Here is a 24,252-nt window from a genome sequence, read left to right as displayed (position 1 = left end):
CTTCTTGACGGATCGGCTGTAGACCCTAGAGGGGCTAGGCACTGTAGCTAGACAATCTAAACTGCGATAGCTAGACAAATAGAATTTCCAAAACTTAAACAGAAAAATGCTTTGGAAAACATCCAAAGCGTGTTGCTAATGAATTAAATAGTCATTTTGATAATAGTCTGGATTACGTTCAAGGGATTCATGACAATCTTCACAAATTGCTTTTATGTGAATATCTCCCGATGTGTCATAAGAGACCATGTCTAATCTTTCTTGATCTGTGAGCTTATGTAAGCCTAGCTTTTCGGAATGCAGTGACATATTATCAAGTTTACCCATTTGAACGCCACAATGGCGGCAATGATACTGTATTGCCATGAGAGTTCCTCCCCTTTTTAAACAGTTCGCTATATCTTTAGATTAACCGTTAAAAAGGTACTTTATTCATTTTCATTAGCTTATGTTTCGAATTTCTATTTCATGTAAATCATTGATTATACTGATTCATCACCTGTAAGAACGGATGTTCCAACGACTGTTCACAAGCTTCTGAACATCGCGTAATTACATCCTTTAAGGTTTCCTGTTCTTCTGATGTGAACCTTCCTAACACATAGTTCGTTATGCTCTCCCCATTGGTCGGTCTATTAATGCCAACTCTGATTCTATTAAATTCTTGGCTGCCTGCATGGGCAATAATTGACTTTATCCCATTATGACCTCCGGCACTCCCTTTTTGTCTCAATCTAATTCTTCCCACAGGAAGGTCGAGGTCATCATAGATAACAATCAAATCCTCTAGATCGATATCATAATAATCCATAACAGCACGGACACTTTCGCCCGATAAATTCATATAGGTAAGAGGCTTCAATAAAATAATTTTTTTACCGTGAACATGACCCATTCCATATAAACCTTTATGTTTTGCTTGATCTAATGGAATGCCCAATTTCTCGGATAAATCATCAATGACTTCAAAACCAATATTATGTCTTGTCTTTTCATACTGTTTACCAGGGTTTCCTAACCCCACAATCAACTTCATAGTTTCCACCTCTTACTGAAAAGGGGGCTGACTTTCATGTAAAGTCAGTCCCTTCAATACATATATTATATCACGACTCATCTGCTGCTTCTGTCTCTCTGCCTTCTTCATTCTCAGGAATACCCTCTGCTTGCTCTTCACCTGTATCAATTTCCTCTTCCTGTTTAGGAGGAAGAATGGAGCAGATGGTTTCGTCATCTTCATGGTTAATAGAGAAGTTACGGTTCATTCTAATATCAGCAATCGTAATCGTTTCCCCAACTTGGAGACTGCTTACATCCACATCAATACTTTGCGGAATGTTTGCTGGTGTCGCAGAAATAGAGACCTCGTAAAGCGGCTGCTGCATCACACCGCCGTCTTTTACTCCTGCTGCATCCCCAACTAAGGTAATGCGTACATTCGCTTCAATCTCTTTCGACATATCCACAGCTAAAAGATCTGCATGGAGAATTTCATTCTTAATCGGATCCGATTGATAGTCGTTCAACATAACATTCACTTTAGACCCATTTAAATTTAATGAAAATACACCATTTCTTCCAACCTCGCGCATCGTCTTAATAAAGTCAGGTCCATTCAAATAAACTGATTTGTTTTCCATTTTTGATCCATAGACAACGGCAGGGATATTCCCTTCATTCCTAATCCTTGTTAATTCTGAATTTCTAAATTCCGTTCTTTCTTTTGCTTCTAAAACACTGCTCAAATTGATAATCCCCTTCCTATTTTGCTTTGGCTATTTTTTAAAGTCTTCTTTATTAAAAAATGCCCAAAATAGGATAAGATTAAACATGCTTCAATTTTGTAAAATAGTAAATATCATGCATGCTCGAAAGGCTTGCTTTGTCAGCAAGCCTATTCTCTCTATTATCAATCAAATAATGTACTAACAGATTGATCCTCATGAACACGGATGATCGCCTCACCAATAAGGGCTGCAACAGACAGCTGTTTAATCTTGCCTGTTAATTTCTCTTCCGGAAGTCTAATGGAGTTTGTTACAACTAACTCTTTAATTTTAGAGTTTTCAATTCTGTCGATAGCTGGTCCAGATAGGACTGGATGTGTACAGCAAGCATACACTTCGGCAGCACCATTTTCTACTAATGCATTCGCTGCAAGTGTAATCGTTCCAGCAGTATCGATGATATCATCAATTAAAATAGCAACTTTACCTTCAATATTCCCTACGATATTCATGACTTCTGCTACATTCGGTCTAGGTCTTCGCTTATCAATAATCGCAATCGGTGCTTTTAACCGTTCAGACATTTTTCGAGCACGTGTCACGCCGCCGTGGTCAGGTGAAACAATGACAATATCGCCAATAAGATCCTTTTTAGCAAAATAATCTGATAGGATCGGTACACCCATTAAATGATCTGTTGGGATGTCAAAGAATCCTTGAATTTGCGGAGCGTGTAAATCAAGTGTAATAACACGAGTTGCTCCTGCAGTTTCCAGCAGGTTTGCTGCAAGTTTAGCTGTAATTGGTTCACGAGCGCGTGCTTTACGATCCTGACGAGCATAACCATAATAAGGCATGACAATATTAATGGTTTTTGCAGATGCGCGTTTTAAAGCATCGATCATGATTAATAGTTCCATTAAGTGTTCATTAACTGGTGAGCTTGTAGACTGAATAACAAATACATCACAGCCGCGGATGCTTTCCTCAATGTTAATCTGTACTTCTCCGTCACTAAAGCGCTGTACAGAACATTTTCCTAATTCAATTCCAATTACTTTTGCAATTTCGCTAGCTAATTCAGGGTTTGAGTTTAATGTAAACACCTTTAAATTAGGATCTAAATACTGGTTTGACATGATGGACCTCCAATGGCTTAATTCTTTTGATTTAGTTTATCAGCATAATTTTCCTTATTTACTTGACGGGCACGTGCTATTGTTAAAGCATTTCCCGGTACATCTTCTGTTACAGTTGAGCCTGCTGCAACATAGGCACCTTTACCAATGGTCACAGGAGCTACTAAATTCGAGTTGCATCCGATAAAGACATGATCTTCAATCTTTGTTAGGAATTTATTTTTCCCATCATAGTTGACAGTTATTGAACCACAGCCAATATTTACATCACTGCCTACTTCTGCATCGCCAATATAGCTTAAGTGTGATGCCTTACTGCCTTTTCCAAAGGAAGCTTTCTTAATCTCGACAAAGTTGCCGATTTTAACTTCATCATCAATTTGTGATTGAGGTCGAATATGTGCAAACGGACCTATATTCACCCCAGCACCAATTACACTGTCATGTGCAACTGATTGGCGAATAACAGTTCCTTCTCCTATCTGACAGTCCTTAATTTCCGTGTTAGGACCGATGATACAATCAGAAGCAATGGTCGTTTGACCGTTAAGAATCGTTCCTGGATGGATGATTGTATCACTCCCAATTTTAACATCGGTACCAATATAGGTATTTTCCGGATCAATAATGCCTACTCCGTTTCGCATATGCAAGGTGTTGATTCTCTTCCTTAGAATCTTTTCAGCTTGCGATAATGCTACCCGGTCATTGACTCCCAATGTTTCTTCGAAGTCATCTGTTTGATAAGCTGTTACTATTTCACCAGCATTTTTTAATATTTCGATTACATCCGGCAAATAGTATTCTCCCTGTACATTTTCATTTGATACATTGTTCAATGCCTCAAATAGCGCTTGATTATCAAAGCAATATGTACCGGTATTTATTTCTTTTACCTTTCGTTCTTCATCAGAGGCATCCTTGTGTTCGACAATTTTCTCTACAAACCCATGGTCATTTCTAATGATACGTCCATATCCAGTTGGATCTTCCGTATAGGCCGTCAACACCGTTGCCTTCGCCTTTGTTTCTTCATGGTGGCTAAAAAGTCTCTCCATCGTTTCAGACTTTATGAGCGGAGTATCACCGCATACAACTAGCGTGACGCCCTCTTTCCCTTCAAGCAGGTCCTTCGCTTGCATAACGGCATGCGCAGTCCCCAGCTGCTCTTCCTGAAGACAGTAGCTGCTCTGTTCTCCTAATTGAGATTTTACTTGATCTGCTCCATGTCCAATAATGGTGACAATTTCGTTTATATGAAGGTTTGAAACTTGGTCTGCGACATGTTGTACCATCGGCTTCCCACATACTGGATGTAACACTTTATATAGCTTAGACTTCATTCTAGTCCCTTGACCTGCGGCTAAAATGACCGCATAACGTTTAGACATCGACAGTCCTCCATTTATACCTTTTTATCCATTAAGAATATATCCTAAATATATAACTATTTCAAGGTATGATAGTAAAGTACATAATTTTTTTGAAAGGGAAATCTATTAAATACAAAAATTTTTATAAAATGAGGTTTAGACAGGGTTATATCGGGGTAATGAACAAGGAAAGCAAAAAAATTCCATAAAAAAAGAGCCTTACTTAAGAAGTAGGCCCTTGTTGCTTTATTTCCTATGAAGCTCCAGCTTCTTCAAATTCAACTTCTAATTCACCTAAACGGTGGTATTCAGCCAAAACAGCTTCTTGGATTTTACCGCGTGTTCCTGAATTAATCGGATGCGCGATATCACGAAATTCACCATCTGGAGTTCGCTTACTTGGCATAGCAACGAATAATCCATTGTTTCCATCAATTACTCGAATATCGTGTACAACAAACTCATTATCTAGTGTGATTGAAGCGATTGCTCTCATTCGCCCATCAGTATTCACACGGCGTAGTCTAACGTCAGTTACTTCCATTCTGTTCACCACCTTTTCGCATGTATGATAGATATAGAAAATCTAGTTATAATAATAATAATTCAACAGAATTCTCAATAATCCTTCTTTTTAAAAAATATTTTTTTAAAAATATGTTTAAAGTTGGAAAATTACCTCAAATTTGGTTATTTTACTAGTGCAATTACTTCTATTTCTACTAATGCATCCTTCGGCAGACGGGCAACTTCTACACATGAACGAGCTGGTTTGTGACTAGAAAAGTATTCACCATACACTTCATTAATCGCTCCGAAATCATCCATATTTTTAATAAACACTGTTGCCTTTACGACAGTTTCCAAAGAGGCTCCAGCTTCCTTCAACACCGCTTGTAAATTTTTAAAAACCTGATGTGTCTGAGCCTGAACATCTCCTGTAACCATTTCACCAGCAGCAGTTAACGGAATTTGTCCTGAACTAAAAAACATATTATTTACAATGATTCCTTGTGAATATGGGCCGATTGCCGCCGGTGCTTCATTTGTTTGTACAGTTTTCATAATTTATGCCTCCTCATTTACTCTTGCTTTATTTCTTTATATCTAGAGGGAATTCCTCTTATTTTTAAAAAGATAATGAGCTAGTATTTAGAAAAATAGTTTCCTTCACTTACACTGATTCTTTTTTCTTTCACATCCACGTCCGATAGTTTAATAAGAGATAGATATTCATCTACTAAACGTTCTTCTGTTTTTTCAGCCTCCACTAAGACAGCAATTCCAGCAACAGACGCATTAAACTCCTCTAATAGACTAACCATTCCATTCACTGTTCCGCCTGCCTTCATGAAGTCATCTACAATGAGCACCTTTGATCCTTCTTCTATACTTCTTTTAGATAGCAGCATCGTCTGAATTCTTTTCGTAGAGCCAGAAACGTAATTTATACTAACCGTAGAGCCTTCTGTTACTTTACTGTCCCTGCGAACAATGACAACAGGCACATTAAGCTGACTTGCAACAGCGTACGCCAAAGGAATCCCTTTTGTCGCCACCGTCATCACCACATCAATTTTTGTATCAGCATATGCTGATGCCAATAATCTCCCAGCCTTTTGCACAATTGCCGGATCGCCAAGAATGTCAGTTAAATATAAGTATCCGCCTGGTAAAAGACGGTCTGGTGTTGCAATTAACTCGCACAGTTCTTCGACAAATGGCCTTGCCTCTTCTTTGGGTACCTTTACAAAAAACTTCACGCCACCTGCAGCGCCAGGTACTGTTTGCAGCGTTCCGATTCCTCTCTGTTCGAACGTTTCTTTAATAATCCCTAAATCTTCACTTATGGATGATTTAGCAGAACCGTACCTTTCAGAGAAAAATGTCAACGATACAAGCTGGCGCGGGTGATCAAGCAAATAATTCGTCATATCTATTAATCGTTCACTGCGACGAAACTTCATAAAACTAAACCCTCCCACTAATCCGAATATTTTAACGATAATATATCATTAATATACGGATTTAATCAAGGGAATGCTGTTCACCTAACACACGGACTGCAAATACTTGGTCACAGAACCCTCTTAAACCATTGTATATTCTGTGCATCCTGGAATCATGGTGAACAAGGGCAAATACAGTTGGACCGCTTCCACTCATTAAAACAGCATCTGCACCAAAGCGCTGCAGCTGATCCTTAATCTGTGCAACCTCTGGATATAATTTCAATGTAACATCCTCAAGAACATTTCCGACATTCCTGCAAACCCCAGGGAAATCTGCATTTTCTATTGCTTGAATCATTCCTCTTGTATTCGGATGCTGGATGTTTTCAAGATTTAGCCGTCTGTATACATCCGCTGTTGAAACACCGATTAAAGGTTTTGCTAAAACAACCCAGCAGCTTGGCGGGGGTGGCAGTTTCTTTATTTTTTCGCCTCTTCCTGTAGCCAGTGCTGTACCTCCATATACACAGAAGGATACATCAGAGCCTATCTCTGCCCCGAGCTCGGCTAGTTCATCTAAAGTAAGCCCTAACCCCCAAAGGCGGTTTAAGCCTCTTAAAACAGCCGCTGCATCACTGCTTCCACCTGCTAGACCTGCAGCAACTGGAATATTTTTTTCAATTTCAATTCTTACGCCCTGCTTTATTTGATACCGATCCTTGAGGAGTTTTGCTGCTTGATATGCTAAGTTCCTTTGGTCATCGGGTACAAACCGGTTTTGAGAGCTAATTCTGATATCATCATTCGGCAGTAATGATAATTCAACTCGGTCTGCAAGATCAATTGTTGTCATAATCATTTCAACCTCATGATAACCATCTTGCCGTTTATGTAAAACATCTAATGATAAATTTATTTTTGCCGGCGCCTTCACTAAGACCTTCAAAATTCCACCTACTTTAATTACGGATATTCATCTCCACTTTTTGTCCTATTTTACCACAAAAGAACATTTGTAAGACGTACCGATAATATCATTATTTCATTATCAACTTTTTTTTAGAAATAATAAAGGGCCGAAGCATTAGCCCGGCCCTTTTGTGGTGAGTTTTTTGGATTTCCATTGATAAAGAAAGTTATAGCGGCGAAAAACAAAATCTACTTCTTGTTCATGAGCTGCTGCTGCGCTAACTCAACCGCACGTTTCACCATGTTCCCAGCATCTTTTGCTTTGATTCCGCCCCAGCCTTCCTTTTGAACAACATCATAAAACCCTAATTCTTTCGCAAGCTCTTCCTTAAAACCTTCAGACATAACCCCTCTACGTCTGCCCAAAAAGAACAGCTCCTTTCATCACCACATATACTTATTATTAGACTAATCAAGTGAATCATGAGAGCCTTATTTACCCTGTAAATGCGAATCTTAGAAAAGCAATTATTTTTTTATTTTTATTGCATAAACCACACATGTCTTTCCCACAATAAATGAACAAGTAAACACAATAAAAAGACAAAAATAAAAGCAGCAAACAATTTGTTTACTGCCGGTTCACTTGTTAAGCAATCAGCTTAACGCCATTTGTCCTGTTGTATCTTCATAGAAAGTAATTTGAACAGTCTCTGTTAAAACATCTGCATAGCTGTACGATACGCGTTCAAATGCATTCTCATCTTGGTCTAATTCAATAACAAATACTGATGGGTAAGTTTCTGCTAAAACTCCAGACCGCTCAATTGTTTTTCTGCGCCCACCGTTGGCCTTCAGTAAAAGCCTTTTTCCTAAATTTGAATCAAGAGCTTTTTTAATATCAATTAAAGTTTTTGCCATTCGGTCCACCTCACTCAGTTAAGAATATCACATCTAAAAAATAAAGTCAAGCAAAAATATAAATTATAACAGTGTTTAAAAATGATTGTCAATATTTTTTGTCCCACATTTTTTTCTAATTTTCTACAATTATATACTTTCCTATTTAAAGGAGATTATGTATCTTTTCTCATAAATAAATAAACTCGCCTCTGGGCGAGTTTGATAATAGATGATCCTATTTTTAAATCGCAAAAGTAAGATCAGTTTTTGTCGAAAAGTTTTTTCTTGTTTTAGGCATATTTATCGTGTGATGCTGATATTTTTAGTCCTCGATATTGGTATTAAAAGGCATACCGGTTCTTAATATCCCTCTTGTTTCGATACCGCCCAGCCCTTTTTCACCTGTTAATGTATTACGTAAAACATCCCAAACATTAATTCTCTCCATAAAAGGGGTAAAACATATTTTTGCAACAATATAGACTGGATCTAACGCATGGATATTCACCCTGGATGGTGAACTGGCGAAATTTGCACCGGCGTGGATAAGCGATTCAAAATGGGACTGGCAGGCACCAGCAAAGATGACCAGCTGGTCTAAGTGAGGTATTCTCTTCCTCGCTTCCTTCACAGTTTGAACAAAATGTTTTGAATGTCTATATGCATTGAGATCACTCATAGCTCCTTTTGACTTTGAATAGGCATCATGGCCTGTTATGACTAATATATCCGGGCGGTATTCTTCTAGAAGAGGACCAATTTTATTTTGCATTTCTTTTTCACTGCAATGTACCCCTGTAACGGGAACACCAATTCTTTCGTAAAGGGTGAGGCATTTTTTTAAATACAATGGATCGCCATCCATGTGCAGCACACGTCCGGGCATTTGAAAATAATTAATTTCCTTTTTATATCCATTGGTGGACTCATATTCCCGTCTTTGGGTGAGCAGGTCAACTTCCTGCTGAAATAAACGGTATGACTGTTCTTCAAGAGAGCGAAAAACCTTCGATTTCCTCGTTCTTTCATACTGATCAATTATCATTAAATCTTCATAAGGAGCATCTGCGATTAACCGATAATCCTCACCATAAAGAACGGCCATTTTTCGCCCATTTTGTTCTTTTATATCTATCACACGAAATAAAATATCACAATTATATGAGATTCTTCCAACAATATTCATGAGGTTAATCGTCACTGCAAGTCACTCCAATTGGCTCAACTCCGAGCCCAGCCTTTGCTTTAAAATATGCAAAAGACCAAAAAAAGGTGCTCACTATACAGCAATGGTACCAGGTACCGCGAAAAGACATATTCCACCCGGTATGGACAGTTTAGATGAAAACGGGAAACAATAAAAAAGGCCCCCTTAGGAGCCTTTAATGAAAGCTTGGATATAGTTTGTCACTCAGCATGCCAAATTCTTCAATAGACAGCGTTTCTCCGCGTCTGGTAGGGTCAATTCCCGAATCGTTTAATGCGGTGATTATTTGCTCCTTCTTCTCTTTCCCCTCCGGCAGCTGGCTCGTTAAGTTGTTCAAGATGGTTTTCCGTCTCTGAGCAAAGCTGGACTTGGTTACTGTAAAGAAAAAGTCTTCACTTATGACTTTTACTGCAGGTTCGTCTCTAAGCGTCAAACGGATCACAGCAGAGTCTACATTAGGCTGCGGGACAAATACGGTTTTCGGAACAATCATGACCGTTTCAGCAGTGGTATAGTATTGTACAGCTATAGAAAGAGATCCATAGTCCTTCGTTCCGGGGCTGGCAGAGATTCGATCAGCTACCTCTTTTTGCAGCATACAGACAATCCCTCTTATCGGCAGCTTTTCTTCTAACAGCTTCATAATAATAGGAGTTGTCACATAATAAGGTAAATTAGCAACAACCATAATATCCTCGAACCCGCTAAATTCATCTTGTATCATAGTAGATACATCTGCCTTTAAGACATCTTCATGAATGATCTTCTTGTTGTCATAAGGCGCGAGGGTTTCCTCTAAGATTGGTAAAAGCCGCTGATCAATTTCATAAGCAACGACCTTTCCGCTTCTTCGTGCCAACTGTTCAGTGAGCGCTCCAATACCGGGACCAATTTCAATTGCTCCAGAACGATCGGTAAGTTCCGCTTGATCTACAATATTTTTAAGGATATTTGTATCAATTAAAAAATTTTGCCCTAAACTCTTTTTAAAAGAAAAACCATACTTTTCTAATATCGCCTTTGTTCTTACGGGTGTCGCAATATCCTTATGCATCTTTATCCTCCTGTAAAATAACTCTGACAGCATCTGCAAAAGCCTCTTTACTAATATGGAACATCATTAAGCGCTTATGTAGCTGTTTGCCATTCGTATAGCCAATTCTCAATAACTTCCCCAGCTTTTCCCTTCTCTCCCTCGATCCGGGTCCACCGACTAAACCTGCAAGCACTAAGTCTTCCTGAGTTATCTCTTCAACGACCTCTTCCTGCATAGTATGAGCATCTCTCAAAGCCTGTCGTATAATTTCTGGGGAGGCATGCTCAACCCCCACTCCTTTTCCATACTTATGTAAGGCATCTTCCTTTGGAATAAATGCATGCTTGCAGCGCGGCACTCTGTCAGCAATTGTTTGACGAATCTTTTGACCAGGGAAATCTGGGTCGGTAAAAATAATCACACCCCTTATTTCTTGGGCAAGTTTTATTTTTTCAATCGTTTCCTCATTTATTGCTGAACCATTCGTCTCAATCGTATCAGCATCCACTGCCCGCTTAATCGCCGTCGTGTCATCCTTGCCTTCAACGACAATAATTTCTTTGATCTTCATATATCCTCCATATGTACATGTACAAAAAAAGTTTTAAAAAACAAAAAAATTGAAAAAAACTTGAAACCTTTTTGTAATATATCCGTCTATATTATTGAGTTAAGTGATATACATCTAATAAGCATTTTATAGAAAAATCACTTAAAACACAAAAAAAGCAGAGGAAAACCCCTGCTTATTCTAAAATCTTAATTTTAACCGTTCTTCTTCCCCATCGATAGGCTTCTGATTTCGTAGCAAAGAAGACATCGATTTTATTTCCTTTAATAGCGGAACCCGTATCTGCAGCTACAGCATAGCCGTAACCTTCAACATATACTTTTGTTCCTAAAGGAATTACACGAGGGTCGACAGCAATTACTTTTGCATTAGGATTTGCATGTAAATTAAGGCCCGTAGCTGTTCGGCCGGAACATCCATTACAATTAGCCGTATAAGCCGTAGAAGTAACATTGAACTCTTTGCTTACATTCCCGCTTGCAGTCCCGCGAGAAACTGTTTGCGTAATCGCCTTTGTTCCAACGGCAACAACCTTATCCTTTTTCTCCTGTAAAGTCGTTTCATTTAGAAGCTTTCTAGAAACTTCTTTGCCATTTTCCAGTACAACTTCGTATTCTTTTTTTACACGGCCTTCCTGACCGCTGCTTACGACTTTCTCAGTTCCTTTTGCAAGCGAGCTATCTTTTTTAGTAACAACGGCAAAATTAATTGGTTCTTCCACTACATCGGTGACTTTTTCAACTCTAATAACGTTTACCACGGTATCTTCCTTGACTGTTTCATCCAGTTTTGGTTCAACACGGTCCAAATCTCTTAATGCGATTCCTTGTTGTAATAAAAAGTCAGCGACCGTAGTCGAAGTTGACCATGCCTCTTTCTCCTGTCCGCCATCAACCAGCTTCAAAGAAAAGGCCTTATCTATTTGTATAGTTAAATCATCTTTTACTGCAGTATTGATTTCGGGTTGAACTTTATCATATTCATTTAAAGAAATCTTTTGTTCTTTTAAAAACTCTTCAACCGTTTCAGCTGTAGTCCAGACTTGTTTCTTTTCGCTTCCTTCTACCATTTGAACCTGTTTTGCGGGCTCCCATACAACTTCTAAGTTGTCTTTTACCTCTGTGTTTGCTGCTGGAAACACGTAGTCTTCTGAGTGAAGAGATATCTCTAGATCCTCTAGCAGATCTTCAATGGTTGCTGCATGTGTTTTAACCATTTTTTCCTGACCATCCAGCGTGACTGCTACTGTCACTTTCGTTGTTTCATAGATCACAAAGCCAAAAGCTGCTGCAAAAACTATGAAACTAGCGAGAATGATGGTCAATCTCTTTTTACTCAAAGACTTGGAAAACAGGCTTTTCATGTTTTCGATTACGATGAAAAACGCCTCCTTCTCCCTTGGAGTGATTATATAGACTTACCTTTAGGCTGTCAACCCTTTTTCCTTTCTCCCGAACATATTCACTATTATGCAAAAAGTTCTCAAAAAAAGAAAGAGAGAGTTATCGACAACGTTATCCTATGAGTAGAAGGAGACATGTAGAACTTTTAAGAATAGGAAATCATTTGGACAAGCTTAGTCCTTATTCGACACTATTCCTTGTCATTTTATGCCGAAAATTTTTTTTGCATTTTCAGTAGTTGCTTTTGCAACTTCTTCATATGATAGACCTTTTAAATCAGCAATCTGCTGGGCCACAAGTTTTACGTAACTTGGTTCATTGCGCTTCCCTCTGTATGGGTGCGGAGCTAAGTACGGACAGTCTGTTTCAATTAAAAGCTTTTCCAATGGAACCGCTTCTGCCACTTCTTTTGGCTTCCTGGCATTTTTAAAAGTAACAGGTCCCCCCAAGGAAATATAAAAATTCATCTCAACACATTCCATTGCCACTTCCACACTGCCGCTAAAACAGTGCATAATTCCACCCACAGTATGCGCTTCCTCCTCTCTTAATATCGCAACGATATCAGAGGTTGCTTCTCTATTATGGATAATGATAGGCAGGTTTACCTTTTTCGCTAGTTGAATTTGTTTCCTGAATACTTCCTTTTGGACTTCTTTAGGGGATTTATCCCAATAATAATCCAAACCCATTTCCCCTATCGCTACAACTTTCGGGTGTTGAGAGAGTTCTTCAATCCAAGCTAAATCTTCATCAGTCATATCAATAGCATCAACAGGATGCCAGCCAACACTAGCATAAAGAAAGTCATATTTTTCAACTAACTCCATTGCTTTTGTGATAGTGGGACGGTCAAATCCGACAACAACCATATTGCTTACCCCTGTTTCTCTTGCTCGATCGATAACCTCTTGCAAATCATCTTGAAACTGATCTGCATTTAAATGGACGTGAGTGTCGAATAACATCAGAAAGTCTCCTTTTTCAGAAAATTATATTTTTATTTCATATGTATCAGTTATATAACAATATTTAAATCACTCAAATGACTCGTTAAACCCTTTGCTTTTCTAATAAAATAATCACTTTAACCACCATAAACTTTTAACATTATTTCAGTATAAACAATTCTTACGATTAACCTTTATCCATTAGTGGAATTTATTATATTTTGCATATTTTTTCAAAATAAAAACATAGAAATGTTACCGGTAAATTGTTACACGTGAAACATTTCTATGTTTAATTTTAGATAAACCAACTGTAACAATTGAATTCTTTACTGCATGTTAGCTAGCGCTAATACCGCCGTAAAAACACAATTCACTTACTTTACTCTTGCTCCAACTGGAAGACTCTCAGCAATTGTTGCCAGTGACAAGCTTCCATCCTTTGATCCAGCAAGAATCATTCCTTCAGAAAGCTCTCCTCTTAACTTGACAGGCTTTAAGTTAGTTACACAAATGACTTTACGTCCAACCAACTCTTCAGGTTTGTAGAATTGAGCAATACCAGAAACAACTTGACGTTTCTCATAACCAAGATCTAACTGAAGCTTTAATAGCTTGTCTGCCTTTTTAACAGGTTCAGCTGCTATTACTTGTGCAACACGAAGATCTACTTTCATGAAATCGTCAATCGTAATTTCCTCGCTGTCAGGCTTTTCTTCCTTCTTTTCCTCGGCTGGTGGTGCAGCTGGACCCTGCATTTTCTCTTTAATAAAAGCAACTTCTTCTTCGAGATCTAGGCGTGGAAAAATAGGATCGCCCTTTTGAACCTTTTTGCCTTCGCCAATAACTCCAAAACGCTCTAAACTATCCCAAGAAGTAAGGAATTCGTCATTCACATTTAATTGGTTGAATATTTCATTAGGAGTACGAGTAAGGAACGGTTTTAACAAAATTGCCACTCTTCTTAATGTCTCTGCAAGATGAACCATAACATTTGCTAATATATCCTGTTTTTCTTCGTCCTTTGCTAATACCCAAGGCTGTGTTTCATCTATATATTTATTTGTTCTGCTGATTAGCTGCCATAGCGAGGTCAGCGCAACAGAGAATTCCATATTTTCCATTGCTTCTTCGTATTTTTTGACCGTTTCTTCATTCATTTGCAGAAGCTGCTGATCAAATTCACTAGGTGAACCATTATAAGCAGGAATGATTCCTTCAAAATATCGGTTAACCATCGCAATTGTACGATTTAAAAGGTTTCCTAAATCATTTGCTAAATCAAAATTAATTCTTTCGACAAACCCTTCTGGAGTAAATACTCCATCAGATCCAAATGGAACTTCTCTCAATAAATAATAACGAAGAGCATCTAGGCCGTAACGGTCAATCAATGTAACAGGATCGACTACATTTCCTTTTGATTTAGACATTTTTCCATCTTTCATTAATAACCAGCCGTGAGCAAATACCTTCTTCGGAAGAGGAAGATCTAATGCCATTAACATAATTGGCCAATAGATGGTATGAAAACGAACGATTTCTTTCCCTACTAAATGTACATCTGCAGGCCAGTAATTTAAATACTTCGAATCGTCATCCGTCCCATATCCTAGTGCCGTAATATAGTTGGATAAAGCATCAATCCATACATATATAACATGTTTTGGATTGCCAGGGACTCCAATCCCCCAATCAAAGGTTGTCCGAGACACGGCTAAATCCTCAAGACCTGGTTTAATGAAGTTATTAATCATTTCATTTTTACGTGATTCCGGCTGGATAAAGCCTGGGTTTTCTTCGTAATATTGAAGCAGCCTGTCCGCATATTTACTTACTTTAAAGAAGTAGGACTCTTCCTTTACCTTCTCCACCGGACGGCCGCAGTCAGGACAATTTCCTTCGTTTAATTGTCTTTCCGTAAAGAATGACTCACAAGGAGTACAATACATCCCTTCATATTGATCAAGATAAATATCACCTTGTTCTAGTAACTGTGCAAAGATTTTTTCTACCACTCGTTTGTGACGATCTTGAGTTGTACGGATAAAATCGTCATAAGAGATATCAAGTTTTTTCCAAAGATCTTGAATTCCCGCTACAATCTCATCCACATATTCCTGTGGTGTAACCCCTTTTTCCTCTGCCTTTTGTTGTATTTTCTGCCCATGTTCATCTGTTCCTGTTAAATACATAACATCGTAGCCACGCAGTCGTTTATAACGAGCCATTGCATCTCCTGCAACAGTCGTATAAGCATGACCTATATGTAGATTTCCACTTGGATAATAGATAGGGGTAGTTAGATAAAATGTCTTTAACTTTTCCTCCATCAATACTCCCTCCTTTTAGGGATAATTTGTTTATGTACGGTAAAATTGGCCGCACGAATGGAACGAATGATTTTACAATAAAAAATTCACTGGATACACTCGTCATCATTACCTATTCTATCATCAAAATATACCTAAAATTAAGGATTTGTGCAACAAAATCAATGAATCTACGGTTCAGGTTTCCATTTTCTAGAATGTGGGTATGTACCATAATAAAGGCTTGTCTATTCCCTCTTATTTATTTAAGGTGCTGATCGAGACATTGTAGAATTTTGTCGAATAATGAGCAAAAAAGACGAGAAAAGAGGTTGATATACTGAAATTTCAATAATATTACTTAGATTGAATTACTGCTTATTTTGGAACAAATTTCATCAAAAAGGTTGTCAAATAGCTAAATAACCGTATACCAAAATTTGCTAAAGTTGACAATTTAAAAATTATTGACGTTTATGGGAATAACTGTTATTATTGTGATAACAAAGATTTTGTCGAATAATGACGATATTAAATAGAGAGAGAAAAATATTTTAGGAGATTGAGAGGAGATTTTAAAAATGAAATCTACAGGTATTGTTCGTAAAGTTGATGAGCTTGGCCGAGTGGTAATTCCGATTGAATTACGACGTACATTAGGAATCGCAGAGAAGGATGCACTAGAAATTTATGTGGATGATGAACGTATTATTTTAAAGAAGTACAAGCCTAATATGACTTGCCAAGTAACAGGCGAGGTTTCTGATGAAAATATTGCTTTAGCAGATGGAAAGTTAATCTTAAGCCGTGAAGGTGCAGAGAAACTTCTAAAAGAAATTCAAGATGCATTTCTAACAGTTAACGCATAATAAAGCACACAAAAAGCTTCTCAAACATGAGAAGCCTTTTTTTTGTACACTTATTAACTTTGTTCCAAAAGAAGCAGCTCTTGATTAGTCTACATGAAAGGCTTGATACACATCTCTCTTCTGCATCTTCCTGTCCACTGCTGTCTGTTTAATAGCATCCTTAGAGGATAACCCTTTACTTTCCATATAGTGGTTTACATGTTCCTTAATCGACAAAGACTCCCACCATGAAATCTCATTATCACTAACATTATCACTGCTTCCTTCAATGATAATACAGAACTCTCCTCTTACTTCTTCTGTTGAAGCCCATTTTAAAAGTTCACTGACACTTCCTCTAATAAACTCTTCATATTTCTTCGTTAACTCCCTGCATAGAGTTGCTTGTCTATTTCCTAAGATTTCTTCAACAAGCTGCAGCGTTTCTTTCAATCGGTGCGGTGATTCATAAAGAATAATAGTAGCCGTCTGTTTCGACAGTTCCTCCAGTTCCCTTTTCTTCTCTTTCTTCTGTCTTTGAAGAAACCCATAAAAATAAAAGGGCTGTGTTGGAAGCCCTGAAGCTATTAAAGCTGTTAAGGCAGCATTCGCCCCAGGTAAAGGGACGACCGTTAACTTATCTGCAATTGCTGCAACTACCAGCTCATAGCCTGGATCTGAAATTGTCGGCATTCCCGCATCACTTACAAGAGCGATCTTTGCGCCATCCTTTAGCTTTTGTACCAGCTTTTCCCCGCTGCTCTCTTTGTTATGCTCGTGATAACTAACAACAGGAGTATCGATCTCAAAATAATTACAGAGCTTCTTAGTGTTTCGCGTATCTTCAGCGGCTATATAATCCGCTTCCTTTAAAAGCCGGATGCTTCTAAAGCTCATATCTTCCAAATTGCCAATTGGGGTAGGTACAAGATAGAGAATCCCTTTACTTTCTTCATTTTCAAAGCTTTTTTGCTGCCACATAAATACCACCTGTTTCTTTTATTAAAAACGCTTCTTTTTTCCTGCGAGGCCACTGCTTAAATTCATATTCTGCTTTTAGTGCATCACTCTTATTATTAAAAATCTTTGAGTACAAAAGAGAAACTGGACCCCTGCCTTTCGTATACTTGGCTCCTTTTCCTTCATTATGCTGTTTTATTCTTCTTTCTATATTATTGGTATATCCAGCATAAAAACTCCCATCCCTGCATGACAAAACATAAAAATAATGTTCATCATGCTTTTCCATACAAAATTTCCTTTACTTCAGGAGTGTACTCATTATCATGATCATATACAAATAAGGGCGGGAGAATCTTTAAGTCTGGACTTCCATCTTTAATAGCTTCCACTAACAAAGTATTGGCTTCTTTTCCTTGCTTTGGATAGACCAATTGTATTCTCTTTGGCTCAAGGCGGTAGCTTCGCATCAAGGAAACGATATCAAGCAAACGGCCAGGCCGGTGAACAAAAGCTGCTTTACCTCCCTGCTTCACTAATTCGCTGGCAGCACGAATGGCATCCTCAAGTGTACATAAAATTTCATGACGTGCAATTGCTAGATGTTCGTTCCCATTTATTTCATCCTTAGATGGTGTTGGGAAATATGGTGGATTACAGGTCACCACATCAAATTTTTCTTTCCCTAGAAATTTTGGCATCTCCTTAATATCACCATGAATCATCTTCAGCCTATCCTGCAACCCATTATATTCAATGCTTCGGGTAGCCATATCGTAGAGACGTTCTTGGATTTCTACTCCCGTGATTCTCCCCTTCGTTCTAGTACTCAAAAACAAAGGAATCACTCCATTCCCACTACAAAGATCAATAAGATTCCCTTTTTGAATAGGAACGTAGACAAATTTCGCAAGCAGTACTGCATCTAGTGAAAAAGCAAAAACCGACGGACTCTGAATAATTCTCATATTTTCCGCCAATAAGTAGTCCAATCGCTCATCGCCGTTTAAATTAACCATCCTACCCGATCCTTCCATTCTATTTATAAGTAGAAAAACAGCCTTCCATCTTAAAGGAAGGCCGAGTTTTATTTTTTATTAAGAAACGATAAGCAAAAAAGACAATCTCCTTCTTTGCGAGGGCTTCCAAAATGCAGGTTACAAATATGGAAACCTTCCTGATAGAGCCGGGCTAAATTATCATACCCTTCGCCAATATCCACCGATGTTTCTGATGTTTTCTTTGCTTTATCCTTATGATCTTTCTTCTTTTTAATCGGATCAACTTCCGTGGTTCGTTCTAGACGACGTCTTAAATGATCATTTTCCAGCTTCAAAGAATTATTTTCCTCGAGTATTTCTGCTAAATGCTGCTTTAACTCACCCAGCTGTTGATACAAATGTCCTATTTGAACTTCCATATTACTTACTGAATCAAAAATTTCTTTCTTATTCACGCTTCCACCTCATTAAATGTGGATTATTCTACATAGCGCCTTCCTTTAGTAACTCATCTAGCGTATATTCGAGGATTCTCTCTTGATCAGCAATCTCTACTTGAAGGATTCGTTCTAAAATGTTCAATCCAACAACTTTTCCGACTCCATCTGGAGTGCCAATCATTTCACCTAGATCAGGAAGCTGTTCTTTTGCACTTTCATATTCATCATTTTCATATTTTAAACAGCACATTAGACGACCACATAATCCAGAGATTTTTGTTGGATTCAGAGAAAGGTTTTGATCTTTTGCCATTTTTATAGAAACTGGTTCAAAGTCTCCTAGGAAACTCGAACAGCATAACATGCGCCCGCAAGGTCCAATTCCCCCAAGCATCTTCGCTTCATCACGAACACCAATCTGACGCAATTCAATTCTCGTTCTAAAAATGGCAGCCAAGTCCTTGACGAGCTCTCTAAAATCAACTCTTCCATCGGCTGTAAAATAAAAAATAACTTTATTACGATCAAAGGTGTATTCGACATCAACAAGCTTCATTTCCAGCTGATGTGTCCCAACCTTTTCTATACAAATATCATAAGCTTCTTTAGCAGATTGCTTATTTTCTTCAACAATAAGACGATCCTTTTGATCTGCAATTCGCAGGACTTTCTTTAAAGGCAAGACAACATCATTTTCTCCAACCTTTTTAGGTCCAATAACTACCTTGCCGTATTCAACACCTCTTACGGTTTCTACGATGACGAAGTCGTCCTTTTGAATCAAAAGCTCGCCTGGATCAAAATAATATATTTTACCCGCCTTTTTAAAGCGTACACCTACTACATCATACAAATGAAGATCCCTCCTGCAACTTTAACACAAGCTGCTCCATCAGCAGCTGTGGATTCATATTTGCATGCAGCTTTCTTTTAGCATCTAATATGGCTGTCATTTGATCAGCAAGACGCCTTCCAGACGATTGGAGAGCAAACTGCTCTAACCGATCTATTTCACTTAGAAAGACAACCTGATTATTCTTTCCAAGCTGTATATATAATAAATCCTTAAAAATAAGAAGTAGTAAGTCTAAACCACGATCCACCTGATCTTTTTCTTTAAAATGCGAAAACCAATTCTCTTGTAAAGCAACAAGCGCTTGAAGAGAATCCTTCTGCAGCATTTCATATAATTTTACCACTATTTTTTGACCTTGTGCAAACCATTCATCATTATTTAGGTTTAACCCTTCATCCAAATTATTGGTTAATTGGGCAATTAATGGGGCTTTTCTTTGATCAACACCATGTTCTATCAACTTTTCTATAAGATTATCTGATGATAATGGTCTAAATTGTATTGCCTGACATCGAGAAAGGATGGTTGGAAGAATTTTTTGAGCTTGTTCTGTCAGTAAGATTGCAACAGTTTGGGAGCTTGGCTCTTCTAAAAATTTCAATAAGCTATTGGCAGCATTAACGGTCATCCGATCAGCGTGTACTATCATATACACCTTTTGCTTTGATTCAACAGCCGTTTTGGAGAATTCCTCCTGCAGCATGCGAATCTGATCTTTTTTTATCGATAACCCATCAGGTTCAATCAAGTGTATATCAGGGTGATTACCGCTGTTAATTCTTCTACAGTTATGGCATTGCTCACATGGAATATAACCTTCAGTTGGATCGCTGCAAAAGATACTTTTAGCTAATAGTACGCTAATTTCCTTTTTTCCAGTGCCGCGCATGCCTTCAAATAAATAAGCGTGGGCTAACCGATCTTTTTGAATACTATTCTTTAGCATTTTTAAAACCGTTGGCTGGATCTCTTCAAGCTGCCCCCACGTTTTCATATATAATCACTCACTAACTTAGAAATTAATAATCTTGTCCAAAGATCTTTGCTTAAAACCGTTTCTATCAACGGTTTAGAAATTATGGAACTCTTCAATAGGCAGTACAAATACAGTTGCTCCACCCACTTCTACCTCTACTGGATATGGAATATAGGAATCTGCGTTCCCTCCCATAGGCGAAACAGGTGCAATCAATTGATCTCTTGATTGACAATTTTCCTTAATCACTTGCAATGCTTTATTGACACGAATATCCTCTGTCCCTATCATAAAAGTGGTATTTCCTGATTTCAAGAAGCCACCAGTAGTTGCCAGCTTTGTTGCACGAAAATTATGATCAACAAGTGCCTTAGACAGGCGATTACTATCTTGGTCCTGCACAACAGCAATAATAAGTTTCATTCCATCATCCCCTTCTTTACATTATTACTATTATGTTCATTATAACAGGTATTTGTTATCACTTCAGAATCAATTATAATTTAGAATACGTCATGATTGCTTTTTATAGAAGCAGGAATAAAAAATACCTTAAAGAGAACTTTAAGGCATTCTTTCTAATTGCTACTTAGCAGCTCATTTACTTTTAGATAAGCTTCATTAAAAACATCCTCGATAGAATAAGCTGCATCAATTTTAACGATTCTTTCAGGGAACTTTTCTAATAATAGATGATAACCTTCTCTCACCTTATGATGAAACTGAATGCCCTCTAAATCAAGACGGTTTACTTCCCTGCCCTTATTGGAATTAATCCTTTCCAGCCCCAAGACTGGATCAATATCAAAAAATAAGGTAAGCTTTGGCATCATTCCCTCAATGGCAAACGAATTAATACTGTATACTTCCTCAATGCCGAGACCCCTTGCATATCCTTGATACGCCAATGAGCTGTCAATAAAGCGGTCACATAAAATAATATAACCTTGTTCTAATGCCGGTTTTACCTTCTCAACAAGATGCTGCCTTCTTGCAGCAGCGTACAACAATGCTTCTGTACGTGAGTCCATTGCAGTATTTTCTTTATCCAGAATTACTTTTCTTATTTGTTCCGCTATTTCAATGCCTCCAGGCTCCCTTGTTTGTATGACCTTCCTGCCATCTGCTTGGAGCTGCTCTGTCAGCATATTCAAGATCGTTGTTTTACCGGCCCCTTCTGGACCTTCTACTGTTATAAAATACCCGCTGTTCATGTACTTCCTCCATATCACTTAAAAACATTGATTTTTCTATTTATTAGCTCCGAACTGCCCTGAAACCGCCCTCCTGTTTCCAATAATAAAAGGATACTTTCGACAATTTCCTTCGTAATTTCTTCCCCTGGTATTAATATTGGAATCCCTGGTGGATAAGGAATAATACTTTCTGCACAAATATAGCCTTCGCTTTGTTCAATTGGAACGGTGCCAATAGACTTTTGCTGAATCTGATCCAGGTAAAGGGTCGAGAATGTATTTTTTTTAAAATAGTTAGGAATATGACGGTTTCCCATTTCCACCGCCGAGTTTTTTGTGCCCAGCGCTTTTCTAATCCGTTGTACTGCTTCATCAAAAGGGTAGAAAGCATCCTTTTTTAATAATGGAAGGATGAGTAGTAGATTGTAGGGATCAGCTAACTCCGTATAAACACCTGCCGTTTCAAATAGTTCCTGCAGCTCAAATCCAGAAAGCCCTGTTGTTGACTGGATTGTTATCTTTAGTGGATCACCAAAACTACCAGGATAAGTTAGCACGGTAATTCCATTAATCTCGTTTAATTTCCCTTTGAATGAACTTATCATACTTTCTAGATATCTTTGATCCTCAAGTTTGTAAGTTGCTATGTAATGACGTGCAAGATCCAGTGAGGCCATAATTGGATAGGATGGGCTGCTTGATTGAAGGATCCGTAAATAATGGTTAATTTGTTTTGTAGAAACTAAAGTGCTATTTATATGTAAAAATGAACCCATTGTCATGGCAGGCAAAGTTTTATGTGCAGATTGAACAACCACGTCAGCTCCTGCTTTTATCGCAGAATCAGGATAATAATCTCCACCTATAAAATGAGCTCCATGCGCCTCATCAATTAGCACAGGAATATTTCGTTCATGAGCAAACTCAATTATCGGAGTTAGTTCATAGACCATGCCATAATAAGTAGGATAAGTTAATACAATGGCTTTACAGTGTGGAAACGCTTCGTAAGCTTCCTTTACCGTTTTAACTGTAACTCCCCCTGCTACTCCCCATTGCTGATGATACTCTGGTTCTAATAACACAGGCGTAGCTTTTGTTAATTGCAGCCCATTCAAAATGGATTTATGGCAATTTCGCTGAGTAAAAACAATGTCACCTTCCTGAATGACTCCCATTATCATCGCTAAATTCCCAACCGTCGATCCATTAACCAAGAAGTAGCTTTTCTGCACGCCATAAGCTGCTGCCAAAAGATTCTCTGCCTCTAAAATAGCCCCCTCCGGAGAATGTAAATCATCTAAATGAGTTAATTCTGTTGCATCAATCGAAAGGACATCCCTGTAGAAGGGTTCAGATTTTCTATCCCAATGTATATACCCATTTTTGTGCCCTGGCACATGAAAAGAAATCGGCTGTTGTTCACTATGCTTCTTTAATACATCAAATAAAGGAGTTTGATATTGTTCCATATTATCACCATTTTCTAAGATACCCATTTATTTTATCAAATAGGCTTTATTGTAACATCTCTTTCACTGAGATTTATTGGTTTTTTTCTGTAAGACATACAAGGAAAGCGATACTGAAACATAAGATAACATTGATCTTTCCTTTTTAATAGGAAAATAGTGAACAGGAGAATATTCTAAATATTGTATAAAATAGAAGGATATCGGGCAGAATAGCAGTGTGGAGGTGGGGATTTTGAGTTCGCAATTAGCAAAGGATCAGCTTGGGGAAATGTGTGTCGTCTGCGGGCAATCGAAGTTTAAGGGCATACATCTGTACACTTCTTTTATCTGCACAGAATGCGAAAAAAGCATTATTTCTACAGATACAAGTGATCCACAATATAAATATTATATAAAACAATTAAAAAAAATAAATACACCTGAAATTTACTCTTAAAAGGCCTGTTGACAGGTCTTTTTGTTTTTTCTAAGGAAGTTACGGTGTTTTTCTGGACGATAGATGGGGATTTCAAGGGTACTTACCGATATCCTCAAAAAAGTGGCCGATATAATTAAAATCTGACCGATATATCGAAAAAGTAGCCGATATAATTAAATTTTGACCGATATATCCTTTTTCTGACCGATATATTTTTGTGAAGCAGACAATTTATCGAGGAAAGGTACCTTTTTCGGTAAGAACAAGTTCTAAGATAAGTTAAGTCATATATGAATTACCTCTTTTAAAGAGATATCCGTAACTTCTTGGGCTTTATCCGTAAGAATTTGTATATATCCGTAACTTTGCCCGGTTTATCCGTAAGAATCTGATTATAACCGTAACTTACCCGATATATCCGCAACCCCATTTTTAAGCACAAAAAAAAGCATCCAAAATAGATGCCTTTTTTATTGCCTGGCGACGTCCTACTCTCACAAGGGGACAGCCCCTAACTACCATCGGCGCTGAGAAGCTTAACTTCCGTGTTCGGTATGGGAACGGGTGTGACCTTCTCGCCATCGTCACCAGACTATTTGG

The 24,252-nt window shown here is 38.0% G+C and carries 28 protein-coding genes and 1 rRNA gene; 2 read left to right on the top strand and 27 right to left on the bottom strand.

The annotated features are described in order from the left end of the window. Positions 1-135: 135 nt before the first annotated feature. The 17 genes from CZ487_RS00220 to metG form a co-directional block, all read right to left on the bottom strand. Positions 136-366, bottom strand: a complete 231-nt coding sequence (locus CZ487_RS00220) for an anti-sigma-F factor Fin (protein ID WP_077210349.1) — start codon at positions 364-366, stop codon at positions 136-138. A 109-nt stretch (positions 367-475) separates the two neighbouring features. After that, a complete protein-coding gene (gene pth, locus CZ487_RS00215; protein WP_077210348.1) occupies positions 476-1,036 on the bottom strand; it encodes an aminoacyl-tRNA hydrolase in 561 nt (186 codons plus the stop codon). Positions 1,037-1,106: 70 nt separating this feature from the next. Then, positions 1,107-1,745 (bottom strand): 50S ribosomal protein L25/general stress protein Ctc, encoded by a 639-nt coding sequence (locus CZ487_RS00210; RefSeq protein WP_077210347.1) that lies wholly within the window; start codon positions 1,743-1,745, stop codon positions 1,107-1,109. Positions 1,746-1,909: 164 nt separating this feature from the next. Next, positions 1,910-2,866 (bottom strand): ribose-phosphate diphosphokinase, encoded by a 957-nt coding sequence (locus CZ487_RS00205; RefSeq protein ID WP_077210346.1) that lies wholly within the window; start codon positions 2,864-2,866, stop codon positions 1,910-1,912. 17 nt (positions 2,867-2,883) lie between these two features. Then, a complete protein-coding gene (gene glmU, locus CZ487_RS00200; protein ID WP_077210345.1) occupies positions 2,884-4,257 on the bottom strand; it encodes a bifunctional UDP-N-acetylglucosamine diphosphorylase/glucosamine-1-phosphate N-acetyltransferase GlmU in 1,374 nt (457 codons plus the stop codon). A gap of 235 nt (positions 4,258-4,492) precedes the next feature. After that, the gene (gene spoVG / locus CZ487_RS00195) at positions 4,493-4,783 is read right to left on the bottom strand and encodes a septation regulator SpoVG (protein ID WP_003347151.1); all 291 of its coding nucleotides are present in this window, start codon (positions 4,781-4,783) and stop codon (positions 4,493-4,495) included. Between the two features lie 146 nt (positions 4,784-4,929). Next, positions 4,930-5,307: a RidA family protein gene (locus CZ487_RS00190; protein ID WP_419865697.1), complete on the bottom strand. Its 378-nt coding sequence runs from the start codon at positions 5,305-5,307 to the stop codon at positions 4,930-4,932. Positions 5,308-5,384: 77 nt separating this feature from the next. Next, positions 5,385-6,206 carry a pur operon repressor gene (purR, locus tag CZ487_RS00185; RefSeq protein WP_077210343.1) on the bottom strand — a complete coding sequence of 274 codons (822 nt, stop codon included), beginning with the start codon at positions 6,204-6,206 and terminating at the stop codon, positions 5,385-5,387. A 61-nt stretch (positions 6,207-6,267) separates the two neighbouring features. Then, positions 6,268-7,137, bottom strand: a complete 870-nt coding sequence (gene ispE, locus CZ487_RS00180; protein WP_077210342.1) for a 4-(cytidine 5'-diphospho)-2-C-methyl-D-erythritol kinase — start codon at positions 7,135-7,137, stop codon at positions 6,268-6,270. A gap of 212 nt (positions 7,138-7,349) precedes the next feature. Beyond that, positions 7,350-7,526 carry a small, acid-soluble spore protein, alpha/beta type gene (locus CZ487_RS00175; protein WP_077210341.1) on the bottom strand — a complete coding sequence of 59 codons (177 nt, stop codon included), beginning with the start codon at positions 7,524-7,526 and terminating at the stop codon, positions 7,350-7,352. A gap of 231 nt (positions 7,527-7,757) precedes the next feature. Continuing rightward, positions 7,758-8,021, bottom strand: a complete 264-nt coding sequence (veg, locus tag CZ487_RS00170; RefSeq protein ID WP_077210340.1) for a biofilm formation stimulator Veg — start codon at positions 8,019-8,021, stop codon at positions 7,758-7,760. A 304-nt stretch (positions 8,022-8,325) separates the two neighbouring features. Further along, positions 8,326-9,189: a sporulation peptidase YabG gene (yabG, locus tag CZ487_RS00165; protein WP_419865696.1), complete on the bottom strand. Its 864-nt coding sequence runs from the start codon at positions 9,187-9,189 to the stop codon at positions 8,326-8,328. A 196-nt stretch (positions 9,190-9,385) separates the two neighbouring features. After that, positions 9,386-10,264, bottom strand: coding sequence for a 16S rRNA (adenine(1518)-N(6)/adenine(1519)-N(6))-dimethyltransferase RsmA (gene rsmA / locus CZ487_RS00160; protein WP_077210338.1), 879 nt, complete (start codon positions 10,262-10,264; stop codon positions 9,386-9,388). After that, the gene (rnmV, locus tag CZ487_RS00155) at positions 10,257-10,817 is read right to left on the bottom strand and encodes a ribonuclease M5 (RefSeq protein ID WP_077210337.1); all 561 of its coding nucleotides are present in this window, start codon (positions 10,815-10,817) and stop codon (positions 10,257-10,259) included. The genes rsmA and rnmV overlap by 8 nt, the downstream gene beginning before the upstream one ends. A gap of 175 nt (positions 10,818-10,992) precedes the next feature. Beyond that, positions 10,993-12,180, bottom strand: a complete 1,188-nt coding sequence (locus tag CZ487_RS00150) for a G5 and 3D domain-containing protein (RefSeq protein WP_077210336.1) — start codon at positions 12,178-12,180, stop codon at positions 10,993-10,995. Positions 12,181-12,420: 240 nt separating this feature from the next. Beyond that, positions 12,421-13,188, bottom strand: coding sequence for a TatD family hydrolase (locus tag CZ487_RS00145; protein WP_077210335.1), 768 nt, complete (start codon positions 13,186-13,188; stop codon positions 12,421-12,423). Positions 13,189-13,547: 359 nt separating this feature from the next. Further along, entirely contained in the window at positions 13,548-15,503 is a 1,956-nt protein-coding gene (metG, locus tag CZ487_RS00140) for a methionine--tRNA ligase (RefSeq protein WP_077210334.1), read from the bottom strand. Positions 15,504-16,063: 560 nt separating this feature from the next. On the opposite strand from metG, the gene CZ487_RS00135 reads away from it, so the two are divergent. Continuing rightward, positions 16,064-16,351: an AbrB/MazE/SpoVT family DNA-binding domain-containing protein gene (locus CZ487_RS00135; RefSeq protein WP_077210333.1), complete on the top strand. Its 288-nt coding sequence runs from the start codon at positions 16,064-16,066 to the stop codon at positions 16,349-16,351. A gap of 84 nt (positions 16,352-16,435) precedes the next feature. Here CZ487_RS00135 and rsmI read toward each other — a convergent pair whose 3' ends face one another. From rsmI to CZ487_RS00090, 9 genes are all read right to left on the bottom strand, one after another. Then, entirely contained in the window at positions 16,436-17,311 is an 876-nt protein-coding gene (gene rsmI, locus CZ487_RS00130) for a 16S rRNA (cytidine(1402)-2'-O)-methyltransferase (RefSeq protein ID WP_077210332.1), read from the bottom strand. After that, on the bottom strand, positions 17,289-17,579 hold the full coding sequence (locus CZ487_RS00125; protein WP_077210331.1) for a GIY-YIG nuclease family protein: 291 nt from the start codon (positions 17,577-17,579) through the stop codon (positions 17,289-17,291). Before CZ487_RS00125 ends, rsmI begins: the two co-directional genes overlap by 23 nt. After that, positions 17,566-18,309 (bottom strand): tRNA1(Val) (adenine(37)-N6)-methyltransferase, encoded by a 744-nt coding sequence (locus tag CZ487_RS00120; protein WP_077210330.1) that lies wholly within the window; start codon positions 18,307-18,309, stop codon positions 17,566-17,568. Before CZ487_RS00120 ends, CZ487_RS00125 begins: the two co-directional genes overlap by 14 nt. Before the next feature lie 68 nt (positions 18,310-18,377). After that, the gene (gene yabA, locus CZ487_RS00115; protein WP_077210329.1) at positions 18,378-18,746 is read right to left on the bottom strand and encodes a DNA replication initiation control protein YabA; all 369 of its coding nucleotides are present in this window, start codon (positions 18,744-18,746) and stop codon (positions 18,378-18,380) included. Between the two features lie 28 nt (positions 18,747-18,774). Next, positions 18,775-19,584 (bottom strand): PSP1 domain-containing protein, encoded by an 810-nt coding sequence (locus tag CZ487_RS00110; RefSeq protein ID WP_077210328.1) that lies wholly within the window; start codon positions 19,582-19,584, stop codon positions 18,775-18,777. Continuing rightward, positions 19,577-20,581: a DNA polymerase III subunit delta' gene (gene holB, locus CZ487_RS00105; protein ID WP_077210327.1), complete on the bottom strand. Its 1,005-nt coding sequence runs from the start codon at positions 20,579-20,581 to the stop codon at positions 19,577-19,579. Before holB ends, CZ487_RS00110 begins: the two co-directional genes overlap by 8 nt. A 75-nt stretch (positions 20,582-20,656) precedes the next feature. Further along, positions 20,657-20,986, bottom strand: coding sequence for a cyclic-di-AMP receptor (locus tag CZ487_RS00100; RefSeq protein WP_077210326.1), 330 nt, complete (start codon positions 20,984-20,986; stop codon positions 20,657-20,659). Positions 20,987-21,141: 155 nt separating this feature from the next. Further along, positions 21,142-21,777, bottom strand: coding sequence for a dTMP kinase (gene tmk / locus CZ487_RS00095; RefSeq protein WP_077210325.1), 636 nt, complete (start codon positions 21,775-21,777; stop codon positions 21,142-21,144). Positions 21,778-21,791: 14 nt separating this feature from the next. Beyond that, a complete protein-coding gene (locus CZ487_RS00090) occupies positions 21,792-23,231 on the bottom strand; it encodes an aminotransferase class I/II-fold pyridoxal phosphate-dependent enzyme (protein WP_077210373.1) in 1,440 nt (479 codons plus the stop codon). Positions 23,232-23,466: 235 nt separating this feature from the next. Here CZ487_RS00090 and CZ487_RS00085 point away from each other — a divergent pair, with 235 nt between their 5' ends. Continuing rightward, positions 23,467-23,670, top strand: a complete 204-nt coding sequence (locus CZ487_RS00085) for a sigma factor G inhibitor Gin (protein WP_077210324.1) — start codon at positions 23,467-23,469, stop codon at positions 23,668-23,670. A gap of 457 nt (positions 23,671-24,127) precedes the next feature. On the opposite strand, the gene rrf is transcribed toward CZ487_RS00085, so the two are convergent. Beyond that, positions 24,128-24,244: ribosomal RNA gene (gene rrf / locus CZ487_RS00080) — 5S ribosomal RNA — on the bottom strand. Between the last annotated feature and the right edge of the window lie 8 nt (positions 24,245-24,252).

This window comes from Robertmurraya dakarensis, assembly GCF_900156875.1.
Taxonomy (GTDB): Bacteria; Bacillota; Bacilli; order Bacillales; family Cytobacillaceae; genus Robertmurraya; species Robertmurraya dakarensis.
This window is presented reverse-complemented; position numbering and strand designations above follow the sequence as displayed.